The sequence below is a fragment of the Rhodococcus sp. BP22 genome (assembly GCF_014281965.1).
In the GTDB taxonomy this organism is placed as follows: Bacteria; Actinomycetota; Actinomycetes; order Mycobacteriales; family Mycobacteriaceae; genus Rhodococcoides.
This window is the reverse complement of the sequence record NZ_JACFTB010000003.1, coordinates 318,212-336,681: the sequence shown is the minus strand read 5'-3', so window position 1 is coordinate 336,681 and position 18,470 is coordinate 318,212. Positions and strand designations below refer to the sequence as shown.

Annotated in this window: 17 protein-coding genes; 10 read left to right on the top strand and 7 right to left on the bottom strand. The window is 63.2% G+C overall.

What is annotated here, in order from left to right; translation table 11 throughout:
• Positions 1-36 precede the first annotated feature (36 nt).
• The 3 genes from ychF to H2510_RS08935 all read right to left on the bottom strand — a co-directional run bounded on the left by ychF (position 37) and on the right by H2510_RS08935 (position 2,235).
• Positions 37-1,116: a redox-regulated ATPase YchF gene (gene ychF, locus H2510_RS08945; RefSeq protein ID WP_084346062.1), complete on the bottom strand. Its 1,080-nt coding sequence runs from the start codon at positions 1,114-1,116 to the stop codon at positions 37-39.
• Positions 1,117-1,269: 153 nt separating this feature from the next.
• Entirely contained in the window at positions 1,270-1,815 is a 546-nt protein-coding gene (locus tag H2510_RS08940; protein WP_186627965.1) for a pyridoxamine 5'-phosphate oxidase family protein, read from the bottom strand.
• 93 nt (positions 1,816-1,908) lie between these two features.
• Positions 1,909-2,235 carry a CD225/dispanin family protein gene (locus H2510_RS08935; protein WP_136171259.1) on the bottom strand — a complete coding sequence of 109 codons (327 nt, stop codon included), beginning with the start codon at positions 2,233-2,235 and terminating at the stop codon, positions 1,909-1,911.
• 175 nt (positions 2,236-2,410) lie between these two features.
• On the opposite strand from H2510_RS08935, the gene H2510_RS08930 reads away from it, so the two are divergent.
• From H2510_RS08930 to H2510_RS08910, 5 genes are all read left to right on the top strand, one after another.
• The gene (locus tag H2510_RS08930) at positions 2,411-4,696 is read left to right on the top strand and encodes a carbon starvation CstA family protein (RefSeq protein WP_186627963.1); all 2,286 of its coding nucleotides are present in this window, start codon (positions 2,411-2,413) and stop codon (positions 4,694-4,696) included.
• The gene (locus H2510_RS08925; protein ID WP_397517338.1) at positions 4,671-4,868 is read left to right on the top strand and encodes a YbdD/YjiX family protein; all 198 of its coding nucleotides are present in this window, start codon (positions 4,671-4,673) and stop codon (positions 4,866-4,868) included. The genes H2510_RS08930 and H2510_RS08925 overlap by 26 nt, the downstream gene beginning before the upstream one ends.
• A 65-nt stretch (positions 4,869-4,933) precedes the next feature.
• On the top strand, positions 4,934-6,379 hold the full coding sequence (locus H2510_RS08920; RefSeq protein ID WP_186627961.1) for an AlkA N-terminal domain-containing protein: 1,446 nt from the start codon (positions 4,934-4,936) through the stop codon (positions 6,377-6,379).
• Positions 6,376-6,900: a methylated-DNA--[protein]-cysteine S-methyltransferase gene (locus tag H2510_RS08915; RefSeq protein WP_315901303.1), complete on the top strand. Its 525-nt coding sequence runs from the start codon at positions 6,376-6,378 to the stop codon at positions 6,898-6,900. The genes H2510_RS08920 and H2510_RS08915 overlap by 4 nt, the downstream gene beginning before the upstream one ends.
• 68 nt (positions 6,901-6,968) lie before the next feature.
• Complete coding sequence (locus tag H2510_RS08910) at positions 6,969-8,180, top strand: AI-2E family transporter (protein ID WP_315901302.1); 1,212 nt, start codon at positions 6,969-6,971, stop codon at positions 8,178-8,180.
• On the opposite strand, the gene H2510_RS08905 is transcribed toward H2510_RS08910, so the two are convergent.
• Together H2510_RS08905 and H2510_RS08900 are read right to left on the bottom strand one after the other, a co-directional pair.
• On the bottom strand, positions 8,159-11,149 hold the full coding sequence (locus tag H2510_RS08905) for an AAA family ATPase (protein ID WP_186627958.1): 2,991 nt from the start codon (positions 11,147-11,149) through the stop codon (positions 8,159-8,161). The genes H2510_RS08910 and H2510_RS08905 overlap by 22 nt on opposite strands.
• 10 nt (positions 11,150-11,159) lie before the next feature.
• Complete coding sequence (locus H2510_RS08900; protein ID WP_186627955.1) at positions 11,160-12,359, bottom strand: exonuclease SbcCD subunit D; 1,200 nt, start codon at positions 12,357-12,359, stop codon at positions 11,160-11,162.
• A 136-nt stretch (positions 12,360-12,495) separates the two neighbouring features.
• Here H2510_RS08900 and H2510_RS08895 point away from each other — a divergent pair, with 136 nt between their 5' ends.
• A complete protein-coding gene (locus H2510_RS08895) occupies positions 12,496-13,662 on the top strand; it encodes a DNA recombination protein RmuC (protein WP_084346071.1) in 1,167 nt (388 codons plus the stop codon).
• Between the two features lie 20 nt (positions 13,663-13,682).
• Complete coding sequence (locus H2510_RS08890) at positions 13,683-14,684, top strand: DUF6542 domain-containing protein (protein WP_186627954.1); 1,002 nt, start codon at positions 13,683-13,685, stop codon at positions 14,682-14,684.
• 27 nt (positions 14,685-14,711) lie between these two features.
• Here the strand turns inward: H2510_RS08890 and H2510_RS08885 are convergent, their stop codons facing one another.
• Positions 14,712-15,722, bottom strand: coding sequence for a 4-hydroxy-3-methylbut-2-enyl diphosphate reductase (locus H2510_RS08885; protein WP_186627952.1), 1,011 nt, complete (start codon positions 15,720-15,722; stop codon positions 14,712-14,714).
• A 96-nt stretch (positions 15,723-15,818) separates the two neighbouring features.
• Here H2510_RS08885 and H2510_RS08880 point away from each other — a divergent pair, with 96 nt between their 5' ends.
• From H2510_RS08880 to H2510_RS08870, 3 genes are read left to right on the top strand one after another with little or no spacing between them, the layout of a single operon-like run.
• Entirely contained in the window at positions 15,819-16,394 is a 576-nt protein-coding gene (locus H2510_RS08880; RefSeq protein WP_186627951.1) for a lipid droplet-associated protein, read from the top strand.
• Entirely contained in the window at positions 16,391-17,644 is a 1,254-nt protein-coding gene (xseA, locus tag H2510_RS08875) for an exodeoxyribonuclease VII large subunit (protein WP_186627950.1), read from the top strand. The genes H2510_RS08880 and xseA overlap by 4 nt, the downstream gene beginning before the upstream one ends.
• A gap of 10 nt (positions 17,645-17,654) precedes the next feature.
• Positions 17,655-17,870 (top strand): exodeoxyribonuclease VII small subunit, encoded by a 216-nt coding sequence (locus H2510_RS08870; protein ID WP_084346075.1) that lies wholly within the window; start codon positions 17,655-17,657, stop codon positions 17,868-17,870.
• A 19-nt stretch (positions 17,871-17,889) separates the two neighbouring features.
• Here H2510_RS08870 and H2510_RS08865 read toward each other — a convergent pair whose 3' ends face one another.
• Positions 17,890-18,459 (bottom strand): DUF4245 domain-containing protein, encoded by a 570-nt coding sequence (locus H2510_RS08865; protein WP_186627949.1) that lies wholly within the window; start codon positions 18,457-18,459, stop codon positions 17,890-17,892.
• Positions 18,460-18,470: the final 11 nt, after the last annotated feature.

Below are 18,470 nucleotides of genomic sequence, written 5' to 3'. Positions count from 1 at the left end.
CGGGACAGTCCACTCAGACCGCTGCGTGAACCTCGGTCAGACGTTGAACCTGAACTCCACGACATCCCCGTCGACCATGACGTATTCCTTGCCTTCGATCCGGACTTTGCCTGCAGCCTTGGCTGCGGCCATGGATCCGGCCTCGATGAGGTCGTCGAAACTGACGACCTCGGCCTTGATGAATCCGCGCTCGAAGTCGGTGTGAATGACGCCGGCGGCCTGAGGCGCGGTGGCACCCTTGTTGATCGTCCACGCGCGGGCCTCTTTCGGGCCTGCGGTGAGGTAGGTCTGCAACCCGAGGGTGTGGAAGCCGGCGCGAGCCAGGGCGTCGAGACCCGGTTCTGTCTGGCCGACGGATTCGAGCAGTTCCGCGGCAGATTCGGCGTCGAGTTCGAGCAGTTCGGACTCGATCTTCGCGTCCAGGAACACGGCGTCTGCGGGTGCGACGAGTCGGGCGAGTTCGCCGACCTTCGCATCGTCGGTGAGCACACTCTCGTCGGCGTTGAAGACATATAGGAACGGCTTGGTGGTGAGGAGCTGAAATTCCTTGAGCAGCTCGAAGTCCAGCTTGTCCTTCTGGGAGAACAGCGTCTTGCCCTCGTTGAGCACTGCCTGGGCGGCAATGGCGGCGTCGAGCGCAGGCTTGCGGTCCTTCTTGATCCGCGCCTCCTTCTCCACGCGCGGGATTGCCTTCTCCAAGGTCTGCAGGTCGGCGATGGCCAGTTCGGTTTCGATGACCTCGATATCGGCGGACGGATCGACGCGGCCGTCGACGTGCACCACGTCGTCGTCAGCGAAAACGCGAACGACCTGGCAGATGGCGTCGGCTTCGCGGATGTTCGCGAGGAATTTGTTGCCGAGTCCGGCTCCCTCGGAGGCGCCCTTGACGATCCCTGCGATGTCGACGAACGACACCAGTGCGGGCACCAGCTTCTCCGAACCGAAGACCTCGGCGAGCTTGCCCAGCCGCGGGTCAGGCAGCGCAACGACGCCGACATTGGGCTCGATGGTCGCGAACGGGTAGTTCGCGGCCAGCACATCGTTGTTGGTCAGCGCATTGAACAGGGTGGACTTGCCGACGTTGGGCAGTCCGACGATTCCGAGGGTGAGGCTCACGGTCTATGGAGTCTACTTTGGCCCAATGTCCCGACAGTGCCCGGCCAGCAGTGACAGTCGGTGAGCCGAAGCGATGTCTCTGAGACAAGCCATCCCGTGGCGGAATATCGGGAAACTACGCAGGCAACGCCGCGCGTCCTGCAGTTGGAAGGCTTACATCGGAAGCCCAGGGAGGCCGTCGATACTCGTCATGTTTTTCTGAGCGCGGTACTCGACCATCCCCTGCTCGCCCTTCTTCTCTGCATGGAGACGGATCAATTCGCGTTCGCCGATCTTGTCCATGACGGGAACGCCCCAGCCACAAGAATCGCTGATTCTGCTCACATCTACCGTGATCACTGCTCGTGTACTCGGATTGGTCGGATGGAGCGCCACCACTGTCTCGAATACTGCGTCGCCCGGCAGCGAGACCGACCCTTTGCCGTGTAGACGGACGATTCGCGGACGACTGTCGAACGAGGCGAACATGACACACACTCGACCATTTTCTCGAATGTGCGCAATGGTTTCCACTCCGCTTCCGGTGTAGTCGACCCAGGCGACTCGGTGATCGCTCAGCACCGAGAACGAATCATGGCCGCGGGGTGAGACATTGACGTGTCCGTCGTCGTCCAGCGGGGCAGTTGCAACAAACCACATCGGTCGCGCATCGATCCAAGCCTTCAGATTGTCGTCGATGATCTCGAATATTTTCCCCATGGCGCAGAGCATAACTACGAGGGAGAACTTCACGAGCGATAGTTTCGTGGCTGCGCAACGAGAAACCGACTCTGCCGAGTCCGGGTGTGACCGCTAGCTATTGGCGACGATCAGCGCGATGAACAGGATGTACAGCAGGAAGAATCCGAAAAAGAGCCCGAGTGACAATTTGCCGAAGAATCCGGCGCGCTTCGAGGAGTACTCCGCGCCCTGAATGTCGCCGATCAACCACAGTGGGTGAACCTTCAGTGCATGGTTGAACGCCGAGATCGCCAGCGGCCAGAAGAAGATGACAGCGACCACTGCCCAACCTGCATTGGACGGCGGCATCGGCGGTGCCTGCACATAGGGCTGTGCATAGGGCTGCGCGGACGGATAGGCCTGCTGTTGGTACTGCGGCTGCTCGAACGGACCTGACATTTGCGAAATCCCCCGATGATCGATGAAGACGAATAGTACGACGAAGTTGCCGGCAGTACCGTTCGGCGCGCACTAGCGACCTTCGGGCCCATGTCCATGCCAGAAATCCCCGACGCGAGCCACCTACCTGCTTAGGGTGATCACAGTCACACCCACGAGGCATGGAGTCCATCACATGACACTGAAACCGCCTGGTAATCCCCACGTCGAGTTGTTGATAACGGATCCAGATTTACCACCGGTAGGCGTTGTGGACACCAGTCCGATGACGGCGACGAAGCGACTGATGTTCGTCGTTGTCGGCTTGCTCGGTGGCCTCGCGTGGGTCGTGGTCGCAATCATCCGCGGCGAGAACATCAACGCAGTGTGGTTCGTGATTGCGGCCGTGTGCACCTATGTCATTGCCTTTCGCTTCTACGCGCGTTTGATCGAGAACAAGATCATCCACCCGCGCGACGACCGGGCGACGCCTGCCGAGATCCTCGAAAACGGCAAGGACTACATGCCGACGGACCGTCGGGTGTTGTTCGGTCACCACTTCGCCGCAATTGCAGGCGCGGGCCCCCTCGTCGGCCCAGTTCTCGCTGCCCAGATGGGTTATCTCCCCGGCACGATGTGGATCATCATCGGAGTCGTGTTCGCTGGTGCCGTCCAGGACTTTCTCGTCCTGTGGATCTCGACGCGCCGTCGCGGGCGCAGCCTCGGCCAGATGGCTCGCGACGAACTCGGTGTGGTCGGCGGAATCGCCGCTCTGATCGGCGTTTTCGTCATCATGATCATCATCATCGCGGTGCTTGCGCTCGTTGTCGTCAACGCGTTGGCAGAGAGCCCATGGGGAGTGTTCTCCATCGCACTGACCATCCCTATCGCACTCTTCATGGGCGTCTACCTGCGATTTCTCCGCCCAGGAAAGGTGTCCGAGGTCTCGCTCATCGGCGTAGCACTCCTACTGTTCGCGATCATCTCAGGCGGCTGGGTCGCCGAAACCGGCTGGGGCACCGACTGGTTCACCCTCTCCAAAGTTACTGTCGCCTGGCTTCTCATCGGCTACGGTCTCGCCGCATCGATCCTGCCGGTGTGGCTGCTCCTCGCCCCACGTGACTACCTGTCGACCTTCATGAAGGTGGGCACCATCGCCCTGTTGGCTATCGGTATCCTCATCGCCCGCCCGGAGATTCAGATGCCGGCCATGACGTCGTTCGCGACCGAAGGCAACGGCCCGGCGTTCTCGGGCTCACTCTTCCCGTTCCTGTTCATCACCATTGCATGCGGCGCTCTCTCCGGCTTCCACGCGCTGATCTGTTCCGGCACGACTCCGAAGCTGCTCGAGAAAGAGAAGCAGATGCGGATGATCGGCTACGGCGGCATGCTCACCGAATCGTTCGTCGCGATCATGGCCCTCGTCACCGCATGCATCCTCGACCAGCATTTGTATTTCGCCCTCAATGCGCCAGAAGCACTCACCGGTGGAACAGCCGAAAGTGCGGCCACCTATGTCAACGGTCTCGGACTCGGCGGTACCGACATCACGCCCGATCAATTCACCCAGGCCGCAGCAGCCGTCGGCGAAGAATCGATCATCTCGCGCACCGGCGGCGCACCCACCCTCGCGTTCGGAATGTCCGAGGTCCTGCACCAAGTCTTCGGGGGCGCAAGCCTCAAGTCGTTCTGGTACCACTTCGCCATCATGTTCGAAGCACTGTTCATCCTCACCACAGTCGACGCCGGAACCCGCGTCGCACGATTCATGCTCTCCGACAGCATCGGCAACCTTCCCGGCGCGTCGGCGAAGAAGTTCAAAGACCCGTCGTGGCGTCCTGGCGCGTGGCTGTGCTCGTTCGTAGTTGTTGCGGCGTGGGGTGCAATCCTGCTCATGGGCGTCACCGATCCACTCGGCGGAATCAATACCTTGTTCCCATTGTTCGGTATCGCCAACCAGCTCCTTGCCGCGATCGCTCTCACCGTCGTGATGACCATCGTGGTCAAGCGCGGATACTACAAATGGGCGTGGATCCCAGGCGTTCCGTTGATCTGGGATCTCATCGTCACGATGACCGCGTCGTACCAGAAGATCTTCTCCGACATCCCTGCCATCGGTTACTGGAAGCAGCACAGCATCTTCGTCGACGCGAAGGCTCAGGGGCTTACCGAGTTCCAGAGCGCGAAGACGTCCGAGGCGATCGATGCCGTCATCCGCAACACCTTTATCCAGGGCACACTGTCGATCATCTTCGCGGTGTTGGTTCTGATCGTTGCCGTAGCCGGCCTCGTGGTGTGCATCAAAGCCATTCGGGCAGGAGGGCTTCCGAACAACGAGGATCCCGAAGTTCCCTCGAAGATCTTCGCCCCCGCGGGCTTCATCCCGACGGCTGCGGAGAAAGAGATCCAGCAGGATTGGGACAAACTGATCGCCGACGGCACCGTCCGAGCACCCGGTGCCGCACACGCCGGGCAGCACTGACATGCACGGCCTGTGGTGGTGGATCACCTCGGTGATGGGTGACAAGGACTACGAGCACTACCTCGCCCATATGCGACGGGTGCATCCGGACGAGCCGGTTCCATCGGAGCGCCAGTTCTGGCGGGACCGCTACGCCGAGGCCGATGCACACCCCGGGGCACGCTGCTGTTGATACTGCACACACCGATGGCTGATTTCCGCTAGCGCAGCGCGTCCACCGGTGACACAGTGGATCGCATGGAGTTGGACTTCGAGCGGTGCTATCGGGCCGTATCTGCACGTGACACCCGCTTCGACGGGCAGTTCTTCACGGCCGTCCGCACGACGGGTATCTACTGCCGCCCGTCGTGTCCGGCAGTCACGCCCAAGGCGAAAAACGTGCAGTTCGTTGCGACAGCCGCGGCAGCGCAGCAGGCCGGCTTTCGCGCCTGCCGACGCTGCCAGCCCGACGCCACCCCTGGCTCACCACAATGGAATATCAACTCGGACTTGACCTCCCGCGCTATGCGGCTCATTTCCGACGGCATGGTAGAGCGCGGCGGCGTGGATTCGCTGGCCGATTCGCTCGGGTACTCCACCCGCCAACTGACGCGGGTTCTCAGCGCCGAGATCGGAGCAGGACCGTTGGCATTGGCGCGTGCGCATCGCGCGCACACGGCTCGGACGTTGATCCAGACCACGACGATGACGATGACCGACATCGCCTTCGCGTCCGGGTTCTCCAGCGTTCGCCAGTTCAACGACACGGTCCGTGAAGTGTTCGCGGTGAACCCCACCACGCTGCGCGCCGAAGCCACCCGAACGAAGACCCTGTCCAGCAACGGGACCGTCACACTTCGGCTCCCCTACCGCAGGCCGTTGGACCGAGCCTGGCTCGAATGGTTCCTTCGCGGCCACGCTGTACCCGGCGTCGAGTCCTTCGACGATCGAACCTACCGCCGATCCCTTCGACTCCCACACGGACATGGCGTCGTCGGACTTCGGATCGAGGACGGTTACGTCGACACGACGTTGAGCTTGCACGATATGCGCGACTTGGCCCCCGCCGTAGCCCGGGTCCGACGCCTGCTCGATCTGGATGCGGACCCGGAGGCCGTGGATGCCGCCCTGTCCGCGGATCCTGCTCTGGCACCGAATGTTGCGGCACACCCGGGCATACGCGTCGTCGGAAATATCGACGGCACAGAGTTGCTGTTACGGACCATGATCGGCCAACAGATCTCGCTGGGTGCGGCTGCCACGCATACCGCGCGCCTGGTCGAGGCACTGGGCGAGCGGATCGAAGACCCGGGCGGCGGCACCATCACCCGACTGTTCCCCGACGCGTCCGCCGTCGCCGAACACGGACACGAAGTACTCACCGGCCCCAAGGCACGAGTAGGCGCGATCATCGGGGTGGCCGACGCGATCGCATCGGGCAAGATCGAGCTGCACGTCGCGCGATCGGCCGAGGACCTCGAACGAGACCTACTCGCACTCAAAGGCATCGGCCCGTGGACCGCCCGATACGTGGTGATGCGATTGCTGGCCGACCCGGACGTGCTGCTCGACACCGACCTCGTTGTCCGTCAGGGCGCCGAAGCGCTCGGCATCCCCCTCACCGGTACGAGCCGATGGGCGCCGTGGCGCTCGTACGTCTCGATGCACCTGTGGAACATCGCGCTCGAAAGAAGAGGACTGTGACTGCAACTGCCGCCACCACCGACACCCCGATCGGACCGTTCACCGCCATAGTCGACGCCGAAGGCTGCGTGCTGGCGTCCGGATGGACTGCAACCATCGAAGACCTGCAACCGCTGATTCACAAGTCGTTGCGGCCCAGCGATATCCGGATGGTATCGAATCTCGGCAGTATCACCATGGCTATCGAGGACTACCACCGCGGCGAGCTCTCGGTCATCGACGACATACCCGTCGCACAACAATCCGGAGAATTTCTGATGCATGCGTGGAAGGTACTTCGGACCGTTCCCGCCGGATCGCCGGTGACGTACTCGGAGTTTGCGGATATGGCCGGCCGACCGGCTGCCATTCGCGGCGCGGCATCGGCCTGCGCGCGCAACGCAGCGGCACTGTTCGTTCCGTGTCACCGGGTCTTTCGCATCGGTGGGGCCCTCGGCGGTTTCAGATGGGGTTTACCTGCGAAGACCTGGCTTCTGGCACACGAGGCGGCCCGAGGATTGAGCGCGCCGACAGTTGGGTAGTACAGCCAATCGAGACGTTAGAGTCACTCGGGTACCCGAGTCCGAAGCCACCGAAAAGGACAACCGACGTGACGGAACAGACAGTGCCCAACGGTAAGCCTGGGCGCGATCGCGGCGACCTCATCGGCGTCGGTGGAGTGTGGCTGGCAAAGTGGTCCCTGATCCTCGTATCGGTAGCGGCCGGTGCCTGGGTACTCGGCTGGATCATCTCGGCGCTGTGGGTAGTGATCCTCCCTTCACTGCTCGCGATCATCGTGGCAACCGTTCTATGGCCGCCGACCAAGTGGCTCATGCGCATCGGAATCCCAGCCGCTCTCGCGGCGACAGCATCGCTCGTCGTCTTCTTCCTCGTCATCGGCGGCGTCATCACATTGATCGTCCCGTCCGTCGTGGACTCGGCGCCCGAGCTCGTGGACAAAGCGACGCAGGGCGTGTCCCAGGTACAGGACTGGCTCAAGGGCCCGCCGATCAACCTGCAGGACGAGCAGATCGACAATGCCGTGTCGGCCATCACCTCCCGCTTGCAGGAAAGCGGAACCGCCATTGCGTCGGGCGTTTTCAGTGGTGTTTCGGCCGCAAGCTCGATTCTCATCACCCTGGCACTCGTCCTTGTTCTGACGTTCTTCTTCGTCAAGGACGGCCCGAAGTTCACTCCATGGCTGCACGGCTTCGCCGGCGGTCGTGCAGGAAGACATCTCGCCGAGATCCTGGCACGCATGTGGGCGACGCTCGGTGGGTTCATCCGAACCCAGGCAGTGGTGAGCCTCATCGATGCATTCTTCATCGGACTCGGATTGATCGTTCTCAATGTGCCGCTGGCGCTCGTCCTGGCCACGATCACCTTTCTCGGCGGCTTCATCCCCATCGTCGGCGCGTTCGTTGCAGGCGCCTTGGCTGTCCTGGTCGCACTTGTCGCCAACGGACCGACCACCGCGCTGATCGTTTTGGCCATCATTTTCGCCGTTCAGCAGCTCGAAGGAAACGTTCTGCAACCGGTTCTGCAGAGCCGCAGTATGAATCTGCATCCCGCGATCGTGCTGCTGGCCGTCACGGGTGGCGGTTCGGTGTTCGGCATTGTCGGTGCCTTCCTCGCGGTACCTGCCGCAGCCGTAGCCGCGGTCTTGATTCGCTATGTCTCCGAGCAAGCCGACGCACACTCGAACGAGGCGAGCCAGGAGGAGCTCGAAGAGTCGGCACCGGATCCGGACGAACTACTGACCGACGAGGAGGACGACTCGGACGAGAAGAAAAAGTCAGCTCAGGACGCCGAAAAGAGCTGAAGTCTCGACCCGTCCCGTTCACGGATGACGTGGAGCCTGCTCGGTATTCGTTGACGCATCTCATCGACGTGGGAGACGATTCCTACCACACGCCCGCCGGCCCTGAGTTCGTCGAGAACCCCCATGACCGATTCCAAGGTGTCGGCGTCGAGCGTGCCGAAGCCTTCGTCGATGAACATGGTGTCGAGGACGACTCCGCCGGATTCTGCGGCCACGACGTCCGCCAGCCCGAGAGCAAGCGCCAACGACGCCAGGAACGACTCTCCTCCCGACAGCGTCTTCGCCGAACGGACGACACCGGTGTAGTCGTCGCGGATGTCGAGGCCCAATCCGCCTCGCCTCCCGCGAGATTCGGCTTCGTCGGAGTGAACGAACTCGTATCGTCCCGCTGACATACGCTGCAACCTCGTCGACGCCGACTCGGCGACGTCCTCGAGGCGCGAGGCCAACACGTACGACCGGAGTGACATTTTTCGAGCATTCTGTCCTCGGCCTGCAACGACGTCGGTCAGTGCAGCCAACTGGTCGTGTTTGGCCTGCATCGGTGCCGCGTGGTCGACTGCAGCCCACAACTGGGCGGCCAGTTCTTCCACTTGCTCGAAGCGCCGCTTGCATTCGGCCTGGCGTGCAACGGCAGCATCGAGTTCGAGGGCAGCAGCGTCGGCAGCCTCCTGCCAGGGTGTCGTCTCAGCAGGTTCGGTGTCGGTGTCTTCGATGGCTGCGATCGCAGGTTCGGCAAGAACCAGCTCGGCATGGGCGCGAATGTCGTGTGCATCAGCGAGTTGCTTCTCGATGCTCCGGACTCGCTCGGCAGGGATCACCACGGCCGCTGCGTCCTCGGCGGAATCGAAGCCGGATTCCGACACCTGCGCTGCCAATCGCTCGGCGATCGCCGCGCTGATGTCGGCCGCGCGAGCGGCAGCGACCCTCTTGTGTTGAAGGTCGGTGGAAAGTGCGATCAGCTTCTCGAGGCGCGCCACACGCTGATCGAGCGTCTCGTCACCGTCGACAGCGGCGGCGACACGTGCGCGCATCCCCTCGACGGCACTCCGAACCTGCGCCGCCCGTGCTGCGAGGCCCGCTGCAGTGGATCGATGCTCGGCAATGACGGAGGCGAGCCGGTGATCCTCGGACCTGAGGTGAGCCAATCCCGCCCGAAGGTCGTCGAGTGAAGCAGCAGCTGCCTTTGCCGCCGTCAACCGAGTAGTCACCTCGTCGAGGGCCACCGCCAGCTCATCGCTACCGCGGCCACCTGAGCGAACAATGAGGGTATCGACCAGCCGGACCAGATCGGCCGCCTCCGCAGTCCGAAGATCTTTGGCAGCGGCCGCTCTACGCTCGGCAATTTTCGCCTCTGCTTCGTCTGCCTTCGTGACCGTCGAATCGGCGGCCGACGCAGGCTCCGGGTGAGACCGGGATCCGCAGACGCCGCACGGGCTGCCGTCGACAAGCTCGGTTGCCAACTCCGCGGCCATCCCGGTGAGACGTCGGTCTCGCAGATCGAGTAAATGTTCCCAAGCGTCGTTGTGCGCCGTATGCGCCCCTTCGCGAGCCGACTCGGCCGCGGCGAGTGCGGTTCGTGTCTTCGTGAGTTCGATTGCCGCCTTGACTGCATCGGAGAGAGTGTCAAATTCGGACTCGAGCGCGGGCACGTTCGCGGCAGAATGCACCGCGGTGGTCACCGCGAGTTCTGCTTCGGCGATCGCCGCAGGCAACTGTTCCCTGAGGACGAGTGCTGCTTCGACAGCCTTTTCGACGGCAACGCACTCGGACGTCAGCTCGCGAGCAACGGCCTCCTCCGCATCGGCGCGAAGAGCCAACTGCCGCATCTCCTGGAGGCCGGCCACCGCGGTCGTCCACTCGCGCACAGCGTTGGCGACGACCGCCCGTGCGTTGTCTGCATCCGAGGACGACGCAGCAAGGACCATCTCGGATCCATCGACCATCGCCAACGAGCCACGCGCCGACTCTGCGTCACGCGCAGCGAGGTCGTAGGCCCGTGCGGTTTTCGCATACTCGGTGGCGAGCGTCGCAATAGGGCCTGCAGCAGCAGACCGTTCGACTTCTCGGCGAATCGCGTCGCGTTCGGGGGCTGCCCGGTGGAATTCGGCCAACTGCTTCCGCGCGAGGTCTCGGCGTTGCCGCAACACGAGGAGAGTTTTGTGGCGATCGAGTGCCGCGGCGGCGAGCTCGGCCTTGCCGCGCGCAGTTGCGAGCGCTGTCGACGCGGCGGCGTGCGCACCGCGAGCACGCCCCAGGACATCGGTGGCCCACTCCATCGGTTCCCGGTCGAGTTCTTCTTCCTCACCCGAGGCCGTGGCGATCCGACCGAGCAATTTGTCGATGGCAATGCGCGAAGACTCCATCAACGCTGCACTGGAACGCCTTTCGTTGGCGAACCACTGTTCCACATCCCCGAACCTACTGGTGTCGAACAACCTCTCGAGGAGATTTCCGCGCTCTTCGCTGTCTGCACGCAGGAACCGAGCGAACTCACCTTGCGGCAGGAGGACGACCTGAAAGAACTGATCTGCACTCATCCCGAGCGCGGCGCCCACTGCCTCACCGATCTCGTCGAGGCGGGTCAAGTTCTGCCCATCGCCGTCGAGCCACGTCAGGCTGGCCTTCGGATTTTCCTTGGTGGTACCCGTCCTCTTGCCCTTCTTGGGCCGCAGGTACTCGGGAGAGCGAACGATCCGGACGCGTCTGCCACCGAGAGTGGCCTCGAGCAGCACTCTGGGTACCGCACCGGGCGCAGCATGGTCGGACAGAAGACGCTTGCCTTCCCTGCGCGCACCCGGAACCGTTCCATACAGGGCAAAGGCGACGGCGTCGAGAACAGTTGTTTTTCCAGCACCGGTCTGACCGTGGAGCAGAAATAGCCCGTCGGCACCGAGGGCGTCGAAGTCGACGGATTCGGTTCGAGCGAAGGGACCGAATGCTGTGATCTCGAGTCGATGCAGTCTCATGCCGGTCGGCTCATGCGCTGCGTCCGGACAACTCGTACTGCTCGACACGCTCGTCGTCACGGGAAACGTCCTCGCGCTGCACCGCAGCCAATGCCCGTTCGAGCAACGAAACCTCCCGCGCTTCGGGAGTACTTCGCATGTCGGTGACGAACGAGGTGGCAATGTCGATATCGGTGCGGCCGCGGACACGATCGCGGTATCGGAGCTCGGAAGTTCCTGCGGGGCGGGACCATTCGAGGTGAACAGCGTGCGGGAAGCGGGTACGCAGCGCGCGCATGGCATCGACCGGACGAACTGGATCGGTCAGGACGGCCGATACGTAATGCTCTTCGGCAGCAGCGAATTCGATTGCAGTGGTCAGCTCTTCGACGGTGCCTTCGATCCGGCTCAAACCACGGACGACCGGCAGATCTACTCGCTCGACCGTGCCCAGACCGTCCGCATCGAGCTTGAGTATCCATACAGCTTTCCGGTGAGACCGTTCACCGAACGAATACGGCAACGGCGAGCCCGAATAGCGAACACGCTCGGTCAGCATCTGTGGAGAGTGCAAGTGGCCCAGCGCAACATAATCGACACCGTCGAATGCAGATGCTGAAACGGTCTCGACCCCACCTACCGAGATCGAACGCTCAGAACCCGTCGCTTCACCGCCGACGACGAACGCATGCGCCAGCACCACCGATCGCACGTGATCCGCACCGCTCCGTCGGCCGTCGAGATCTGCGGTGATGCGCTCCATCGCCGCGTCCAACACATCCGCGTGCGACCGCGCACCGGGAACGTCGAGTTCGATCCGCGTGGTTTCCGGCTCCAGGTAAGGAATTCCGTAGAAGGCGACCGGGCCGAACTCGTCGTCGATCACCACCGGAGTACCTACATCGCCCACCCGGGTCATCAGATGCAAACCGCCTGCCGAGGCGAATGCTGCGCCCGCACCGAGCCGCGCCGGCGAATCATGATTGCCCGAGGTCGCCACGATGACAGCCCCCGCCGCACGGATGGCTTCCAGTCCCCTGTTGCACACGAGGACCGCATCCGCGCTCGGCACGGCGCGATCATAGATGTCACCCGGCACGACCACCACGTCGATTCTTTGTGCGGCAACCAGATCCGCTATGGCCGCCAGCGCAGCAGCCTGGTCGGCAAGCAGGTCGACGCCGTGGAACGTGCGGCCGATGTGCCAGTCCGAGGTGTGCAGGATCTTCATGAATACGACGCTAACGGAGGCCACCGACAAACGCGCTCAACCGCTACGGCCAGTCGGCCCCTGCGCCCCTGCGGGGTAGACGGGCACTCGGGCTGATCCGAGAAGTCTGTCGGTACCGTCGGGCATCATCTGCGGCATGAACGCACTTACCGCTGTCGGAATGGCATTCGCCTTCGCTCTCGGGGCAGCCATCGGATGGTTGTTGCACTCGAGCAGGTTCGGAGATCGTGCGGTGCGTGCCGAGGCACAGTTGGCGGCACTCCGCGACAACGAGGCGCTGCTGCGACGGTCTCTCGACGCCGTCAACGAGGATTCGGCCCGTAGGCATTCAGGAGCAATCGGCCAACAGGTGTCACATCTGGTGGAACCGCTGCACGACGCCGTAGACGCGCTCACCGAGCAGGTAAGACAGGTAGAGCACAGTCGAATCCGCGCATACGCGGGTCTGACCGAGCAGGTGACCGGGATGCAACGCGCATCGGTTCATCTATCCACGCAGACGTCCCAACTGGTCACCGCGTTGCGCGCACCGCAGATTCGTGGACGTTGGGGTGAGATCCAACTCGAACGGGTCGTCGAGCTCGCCGGCATGGTCAAGCACTGCGATTTCGACACCCAGGTCACCCGGGACGGGGTTCGCCCGGACATGATCGTCCGGTTGGCAGGCGGTCGGCAGATTGTGGTGGATGCCAAAGTTCCGTTCGCGGCCTATCTCGATGCCGCGCAGGAGGAAGACGCCGATGCTCGAAGCAAGCAGTTGACTCGGCATGCTCGGCACCTGCGAACACATGTCGATCAATTGTCGGCCAAGGAATATTGGCGCTCGTTCGAACCGACGCCCGAGTTCGTGATTCTCTTCGTTCCAGGTGATCCGTTTCTCGACGCCGCGCTCACGTCCGATTCGTCGCTGCTGGAATACGCGTTCACCAGAAATGTGATACTTGCCACTCCCACTACTTTGGTCGCTCTTCTACGCACGGTTGCGTACACGTGGAAGCAGGAGTCGCTTGCCGAGGACGCCGCTCGAATTCAGATGCTCGGGCGAGAGCTGTATTCCAGACTCGGAGTCGTTGCTGCGCACCTGGACAAGCTCGGCGGGCATCTCGGCAAGGCAGTCGACTCCTTCAACTCCACCGTGTCTTCGGTCGATTCCAGGGTCACAGTGACAGCACGCAAACTATCCGAGCTCGAGCTGTTCGATACCGAAGTCGTCGAGGTCCGCCGGGTCGACAGCCGACCGAAAGTGTCCGATTCGTCGCATCCGTTGCACCAGTTCGGTCACGTCAGCGACGCAGTCGGGTGATCAGCCGCTAATCTCGGTGGGTGTCTACATCCCAACGAGCCCGTTCTGGGGTTCCGCTGGATCAACGTTCAGCCCTCGCATCAGTGCCCGGCGTCCCTGCGTGGGGGGCGGTGGCAATCGCCGGCGGTGCCAGTTTTCTCGGATTCGTCATCGACGCAGCCCGCGGAACCGAGCTGACCTCTGCCTTCGCCTGTTTTTACATCATCGGTGTAGTTGCCGCAGTTGTCCTGGTCCGATATCGCGGCCTCTTCACGGCGCTGGTCCAGGCTCCGTTGATCCTGTTCGTAGCGGTCCCCATGGCATATCAGTACTTCACCGAGAATCCAGGAACCGGAGTGAAGGACATTCTGCTGAATGCCGCTATTCCCCTGGTCAATCGGTTTCCGTTGATGTTGCTGGGCACTGTTCTGGCGATCGGGATCGGCAGTGCACGCATCTTCCTCAAGCGGCAGTCCACCCACGCCCCCTCTCGCTCGGTTCGTGACAGGGCCAGGCAAACACGAGACCGTACGAGAGCGTCCGGGGCGAAGACGAAGAACGCACCGGATTCAGCGCGCAGTCCAGAGGATCGGGTTTCCGGACGGGGACCCGCATCCGACGGCCACTCGACCGACGGTGGGCGCAGAAGTCCTGTCGCACGCCGGCAGAGCGCCGAGGTCCGCGGGAGCCGTCCAAGTACCGAAGGCCGTCCGAGCACCGAAGGCCGTCCGAGCACCGAAGGCCGTCCGAGCACCGAGGGCCGTCGTGCGCGCCGCGAACGCGTCGAGCCCTCCTACGACCGCCCGGCCGCTGACATCAATCGCGCTGACCCGTATAGCGCTGACCCGTACCGCCCCGAACCGGGCGACGCAGATCGGGCGCCGCTCCCGCCGAGGCGGGCAGCACCCCGACCGCCGCAGCCACGGACGCCCCGCCAAACTGACATCGATCCGTATTCAGCGCCGCGTTCGGCACCGGCAAGCGCACACGTCCCCCCGCATCCGGTCCCGCAGGTTCGCTACCGGGACCGCACCGAACCCTGACTCGGCTCGCCCGAGGGCCGAAGCCGATCAGGCCTTGGTCGGCCGAAGCTCGCGTGGCAGTGAGAAGACGAGAGTTTCGTTGGCCGTGGTCACGGGCTGCACATCGGCATAACCGTGCTCGGACAGCAGATCGATGACTCCCTGGACAAGAATCTCCGGCACCGACGCACCCGACGTGATGCCGACGGTTTGCACTCCGTCCAGCCAGGCCAGGTCGATCTCCTTCGCGTAATCGACGAGGTAGCTGGCGCGCGCACCAGCGGAGAGTGCCACTTCTACGAGCCGGACCGAGTTGGAGGAGTTCGTCGATCCGACGACGATCACCAGATCGCACTCGGGTGCCATCACCTTCACCGCGACCTGACGGTTCTGTGTCGCGTAGCAAATGTCGTCGCTCGGCGGATCCTGCAGCGTCGGGAAGCGCTCACGTAGACGTGCGACCGTGAGCATCGTCTCGTCGACGCTGAGTGTGGTCTGCGACAGCCAGATGACCTTGTTCGGATCACGCACGGTGACGGCGTCGACAGAGTCCGGGCCGTCTACGAGCTGCACGTGTTCAGGTGCCTCACCCGCAGTGCCTTCCACTTCCTCGTGCCCTTCGTGGCCGATCAGCAGAATGTCGTAGTCGTCGCGGGCGAACCGTTTGGCTTCCTGGTGAACCTTGGTGACGAGGGGGCAGGTGGCATCGATGGTGCGGAGCTGACGCTCCGCAGCCGAAGCGTGCACCGCGGGCGATACGCCGTGCGCGGAGAACACCAACAGTGCGCCTTCAGGCACCTCGTCGGTCTCGTCGACGAATACGGCGCCGCGATCGGCCAACGTCTCGACGACATGCCGGTTGTGCACGATCTCTTTACGGACGTACACCGGAGCACCATGCTGCTCCAGCGCCTTCTCCACGGTCTCGACCGCGCGATCGACGCCGGCGCAGTAGCCGCGAGGCTCTGCCAGGAGTACTCGTTTTCCTCCGGTGTAAGGGGCGGAATCAGCGCCCGATGGACGTGCGATACCCAGGTTCAGTGGAACAGCCGAAGACATGACTACAGGGTACGTGAGCAGGGCGCCGCGATTCCGACTAGTGGGCGACCCGCCTGTCGGCTACCCAAATGCCTGGACTTCAGGCAGGCTGTAAATATGACTCGTGTCCCTTTTGCTGCACGTGTGGCCGCGGGCGTGGTGGTGACCGTCGTCGAAGAGGCGCGCAAGCTCCCCGGTACCGCGGTCACCTTTCCGATGACGGTCGTCAGCGAAATACTGGCCAGCTCGATGCGCCTTCAACAGCAGGTCACTGCTCTCGCGATCAAGGGTGACGAGATCATCGCGTCGCTACCTCTCGTCGGAACCCCCGATCAGGAGCAGCCGTCTTGGGCTGTGTTCGACGACGACCATGCCCCGCCCTCGCTGAACGAGAACGAAGAGGTCGACGTCCCGGACCACGAGCCTGTCGCTGCGGCCGGTCGTTTTGCGCTGTACTCCACTCCGCCGGCCGAGGTCGAGGAAGAAGTGCAGGTCGTGACGTCCACCGAGCGACCCGAGATCGTCGACCTCGTCGATTACGACGCCCTAGCGCTCGCACAATTACGTGCTCGTCTGCGCACCCTGTCGCTCGACGACTTGGAGACGCTCCTCGACTACGAGGCCGATTCGCGCGCACGTGCTCCGTTCCTGACGATGCTCGAGAACCGAATCACCACAGCCAAAGCCAAGTGAGCGCAACCAATCAGACTGCAGGCCCCGGTCCGAGCAGCGCCGAAGAACCGTGGCCGGTCCGCACCGTAGCGATGAAGGTCGCCGGGTGGATCGACCGACTCGGGAGCGTCTGGGTCGAGGGCCAACTGACCCAGATCAATGCCAGGCCAGGTACACGGACCGCGTTTCTCGTCTTGCGTGACCCGTCTGCCGACATGTCACTCTCGGTCACCTGCTCGCCGCAACTGCTGGAGCGGTCACCGGTCCCACTGACCGAAGGCGCGCAGGTCATCCTGTACGGCAAGCTGTCTTTCTACACCGGCCGAGGCACAGTCTCGTTGCGTGCCACCGACATTCGGGCCGTCGGCGTCGGCGAACTCCTTGCCCGAGTCGAACGTCTACGCAGCCTCCTGGCTGCCGAAGGCCTGTTCGATCCGCGCCTCAAACGGCCACTTCCGTTTCTCCCCAGCACGATCGGCCTGATCACCGCGCGCGCAAGTGCCGCCGAGAAGGACGTTCTGACTGTTGCACAAAGGCGTTGGCCGGCAGTGCGATTCGAAGTCCGACATACTCCGGTACAGGGCCCGCAGGCAGTGCCCGCGATCCTCGGCGCATTGAAGGAACTCAACGACAACAGTGACGTCGACGTCATCATCCTCGCCCGCGGGGGCGGTTCCGTCGAAGATCTGCTGCCGTTCTCCGACGAAGCGCTGTGCCGCGCGATCTCGGCCGCGACCACACCGATCGTCAGCGCCATCGGACACGAACCGGACAGCCCGCTCAGCGATCACGTCGCCGACCTGCGTGCCGCGACTCCGACCGACGCCGCCAAGCTGGTGGTGCCCGACGCCGTCGCCGAGCAGAATCTCGTCGCCGACCTGAGGTCCAGAACTGCTGCTGCGCTCCGAAACTGGGTTGCCAGAGAAGCGCGTGGGCTCGAGATGATCCGACATCGACCGGTCCTTGCCGACCCGATCGCTGGTATCGAGCGACGCGGCGAGGAGATCACGCGTCTGCGCGAGGCAACCCGACGCGACGTTCTGCGCGAACTCGCGAAACAGGAAACCCTGGTCGAACACTTACGAAATCGATCGCAAGCCCTCGGGCCCGCAGCGACGCTGGCGCGTGGCTACGCCGTCGTGCAACGCATGGTCGCCGGTGGCGATCCCGAGGTGTTGCGTTCGGTCGACGACGCACCACCGGGAACACAGATCCGAGTACGAGTGGCCGACGGCGCAGTGACTGCCGCGGTCATGGGCAAAGTTCGATAGGAGAAAACTCTTGACTGAAACACCGATCGAAGAAATGGGCTACGAGGCTGCCCGTGACGAACTGGTCGACGTGGTGAAGGTTCTCGAACAGGGTGGCCTCGATCTCGACGCATCGCTCGCCTTGTGGGAACGAGGCGAATTGCTCGCGACCCGCTGCGAAGAGCACCTCGCTGGTGCACGCAAGCGCGTCGAGAATGCCCTCGCGCACGTGAAGGACCAGGACTGACGCTCGACGAGGCTTACGTTCAGGGCGTCAGGGGCGTCGCTTGGGTAGTCGCAGCGGCGAGCGTGGTGAATTCCTCGGACGATCCGCTACCGGTGATGAGCAGGCGCACGTCACCCAGGTCGGTCACCCACACCGGCTCTTCGCTCTGTTGCGTGTAGACGACCCACTCCTTGCCGTCGATCGACTGAGTTCCCGAGGCGAATCGAGGCTCACCGACCGCGAACGGCACGAGCACGTCTTCACTTGCGTTCGATTGCGTGAGCCGGTTGTAGCGCCCGGCATCGGAGATGTATCCGACGGTGCTGGTGTCTCCACCCTGATCGCCTGCGATGGATCCGCGGCTTCCCGAGTTCGGCGTCCAGTCGTCGGGAACCTTGGGGTTGCGGATCGGGAAGTCGAGCTCGGACGCGTCGTACTGCATTGCCGCGGCGACGTCGAAGTTCGGGATCGGTCCCTGCGTCGGTCCGCCTGGGCTCAACGTGCACTGACTGGCGATTCCGGCAATCAACAAACAGGCGATCACGAGCGGAATGAGTGACCAGACCATGTCACGGTTGTTGTTCAGGATCCGGGGTTTACTGTTCGCCACTGCTCCAGTAT